At 50.8% G+C, this 2,411-nt stretch carries 4 protein-coding genes and 1 pseudogene; all 5 read left to right on the top strand.

Annotated elements, in window-relative coordinates:
• The first annotated feature begins 26 nt into the window (after nt 1–26).
• The 5 genes and pseudogenes from ACTBDU_RS16350 to ACTBDU_RS16330 all read left to right on the top strand — a co-directional run bounded on the left by ACTBDU_RS16350 (nt 27) and on the right by ACTBDU_RS16330 (nt 2,081).
• The gene (locus ACTBDU_RS16350; protein ID WP_438807208.1) at nt 27–686 is read left to right on the top strand and encodes an AAA family ATPase; all 660 of its coding nucleotides are present in this window, start codon (nt 27–29) and stop codon (nt 684–686) included.
• Between the two features lie 6 nt (nt 687–692).
• Nucleotides 693–953 carry a hypothetical protein gene (locus ACTBDU_RS16345; protein ID WP_438807207.1) on the top strand — a complete coding sequence of 87 codons (261 nt, stop codon included), beginning with the start codon at nt 693–695 and terminating at the stop codon, nt 951–953.
• Nucleotides 954–964: 11 nt separating this feature from the next.
• The gene (locus ACTBDU_RS16340; protein ID WP_438807206.1) at nt 965–1,240 is read left to right on the top strand and encodes a hypothetical protein; all 276 of its coding nucleotides are present in this window, start codon (nt 965–967) and stop codon (nt 1,238–1,240) included.
• Nucleotides 1,241–1,247: 7 nt separating this feature from the next.
• Nucleotides 1,248–1,463, top strand: coding sequence for a hypothetical protein (locus ACTBDU_RS16335; protein WP_438807205.1), 216 nt, complete (start codon nt 1,248–1,250; stop codon nt 1,461–1,463).
• Nucleotides 1,453–2,081, top strand: a pseudogene (locus tag ACTBDU_RS16330) (DUF3164 family protein). The gene ACTBDU_RS16335 and the pseudogene ACTBDU_RS16330 overlap by 11 nt, the downstream one beginning before the upstream one ends.
• The last annotated feature ends 330 nt before the right edge of the window (nt 2,082–2,411 follow it).

Genomic DNA, 2,411 nt, shown 5'->3' with positions numbered 1-2,411 from the left:
GGTAATAACCGGTAAGGATATATTCTATGACAACGCGAGAACGTATTTTCCAGCTGATGGCGCGGTCAGGCTACCAGCGCATGGTGGCCGATAAAACCGGATTAAGCGGCGCGACCGTTTCACAATATTTAAAGGGGGCTTACAACGGCAATATTGATAACGTCGAGGGCACACTGCGAGATTTTCTTGATCGTGAGACAGAGCGCGCCCACCGGCGGGACATCAAGGTGAATTTTGTGCCGACCCATCTGGCCAGGGTGGCGATCGACCTGATTAGTGCCACGCACGACTTCGGCGATATCGGTGTGATATACGGCCCGGCCGGCATGGGGAAAAGCATGGTGCTGAAGGAGTATGTGCGTGCCAACAGCGCCAATAAAAATGTCATCTTGATTGAAGCCGACCCCGGCTATACCGCCAAGGTGTTATTGCAGGCGCTGTGCGCCCGGCTGGGTCTGCGGAAGACCGGCAATATCCATGATCTGGTCGAGGAGTGCGTACAGGGGCTGCGCGATAAGCACTGGCTGGTCCTGGTTGATGAGCCTGAACTACTGCCCTACAGGGCGCTTGAGGTCTTGCGGCGCATTCACGACCGTTCCGAGGTGGCCATTGTGTTGGCGGGGGTGGCACGTCTGCTGCTCAATCTGAAAGGCTCACGCGGGGAATACGCCCAGCTCTATAGCTAGGTGGGCATGGCGTTTGACCTGGCGTCTCGCAGAAAAGAGAGCGAAACCGAGGATTTCAGCGCCATTCTCGGCAGTCCGTTATCGAACGGTGAAGCATCGGGCGAACCGCTTGCGCCCGAGATTGCCGCCGCCTTTTGCAAGCATTCACGGGGCAATTATCGCCGCCTGTTTAAACTGGTGCGTGGGGTGGCCCGGACAAGCGCTATCGGCAATCAGGGGATGTCCGTGACGTTAATCGACCGCTATGCAGAAATGCTGATTCATTAAAGGAGAAAAGTATGTCAGTCCATCATAAAGAGGTATCGACCAACAATCATCTTATCGCTGCGATGACGCAGGCAGAAGCCGTTATACCGTATTTAACGATAAAAGGCGTGATATTGCATGACTGTAAGCCGGTTATTTGTATTGAACATTATACGCGCTGTGAGCAATTATTAAAAAAGGGGCAGGTAGATTATATCACCGTTGGCAAAAACGTACGGGGTGGTTTTAAGCAAGGGGTATTCATGAAAAATGGATGCAGGGTTATTTTATCAGCATCATTATATTGAGGTCACCATGACAATTGAAATTAACATTATTGTTCAGCAAACCTCCATCGGTATTGATGTAAATATCAATGCCAGCAGTACGGGCAGTGAAGTTGAAAAGAAGGAAGCCCAGTTTATTCACGATGCACTTGCTACCGTATTGTCGTGCCGGGCTGATTTCGAGGCCATCAATAGAGGCTCTATTGCCAATACATTTAACAGGAGAGGTCATCATGTCCACTAACTTACATGACAATACGGTGCCCACCGGTTACTGGCAGGATGCCGAGGGCGCATTGATACCCGACGCCATGGTAAAGCCCATTGATAAGAAGCGCGCCGCACTGATCAAAGCTATTGTGGCACGCGCCCGGCCGCTGCATGAGGCATTGAGAGATTTTAAACGCCGCGCGTTTGTCGATATCCAGGTATTGGTTGACCTGTCGGTTGAGCAATACGGGGTGAAGCGTGGCGGCAGAAAAGGCAATGTGACGCTGTATTCCTTTGATGGCCGCCACGAGGTCATTCGCGCGCTGCAAGACCGCATTACCTTTGATGAGCGTATCCAGGCCGCCAAGGCGTTAATTGATGATTGCATGGCGGAATGGACACAGAATGCGCGACCGGAGCTGCTGGCCATTGTTGACCAAACGTTTTCTACCGATAAGAACGGTGATATTAATCCGGCCCATATTCTCAGCTGCGTCGCCATGATATTACCGACCCGCGCTGGTTGCGGGCGATGGATGCGCTGGCGGAAACGGTGCAGGTGGTCAGCAGCAAGAGCTATATCCGCCTTTATGAGCGCATCGACGAGACCGGGCAATATCGGCCGCTGTCGCTGGATATCGCCGGGGTATGAATCATGAAGGCAGAACAGTTTAATCAATGCTATCCGGTCAGCGCGTACTTTATTTATCAACCTAACCGGATTTTAAAAGAGGGCACATTAATAAGAACGCTGGACAGGGCAACGGATTTAATCACCTGCACGGAGGTTAAGATTAATGTAGCGCCTTATTTTGCGAACATTCTGTGGCTGACACCAAAATGCTGAATAAATGATGTATTAATACTCTGTTTTAGAATGGCGTTAATCTGCCGGTGCTAGCTTGCGCCAAATAAACGTCATGCCTGTTTTTCTCAACCCACCCTGGAAGACATAAATATGTTATATCGCGTGATTAAATGT

The sequence above is a fragment of the Sodalis sp. (in: enterobacteria) genome, from assembly GCF_051710625.1.
Lineage (GTDB): Bacteria > Pseudomonadota > Gammaproteobacteria > Enterobacterales > Enterobacteriaceae > JBPESN01.
Note: the sequence above shows the minus strand (reverse complement) of the source record. Positions and strands in the feature narration are given on the sequence as shown.

Bases quoted from the DNA above. Each gene is read 5' to 3' on its own strand.
- ACTBDU_RS16345 (WP_438807207.1), top strand. From the start codon at position 693: ATGGCGTTTGACCTGGCGTCTCGCAGAAAAGAGAGCGAAACCGAGGAT.
- ACTBDU_RS16340 (WP_438807206.1), top strand. From the start codon at position 965: ATGTCAGTCCATCATAAAGAGGTATCGACCAACAATCATCTTATCGCT.
- ACTBDU_RS16335 (WP_438807205.1), top strand. From the start codon at position 1,248: ATGACAATTGAAATTAACATTATTGTTCAGCAAACCTCCATCGGTATT.
- ACTBDU_RS16350 (WP_438807208.1), top strand. From the start codon at position 27: ATGACAACGCGAGAACGTATTTTCCAGCTGATGGCGCGGTCAGGCTAC.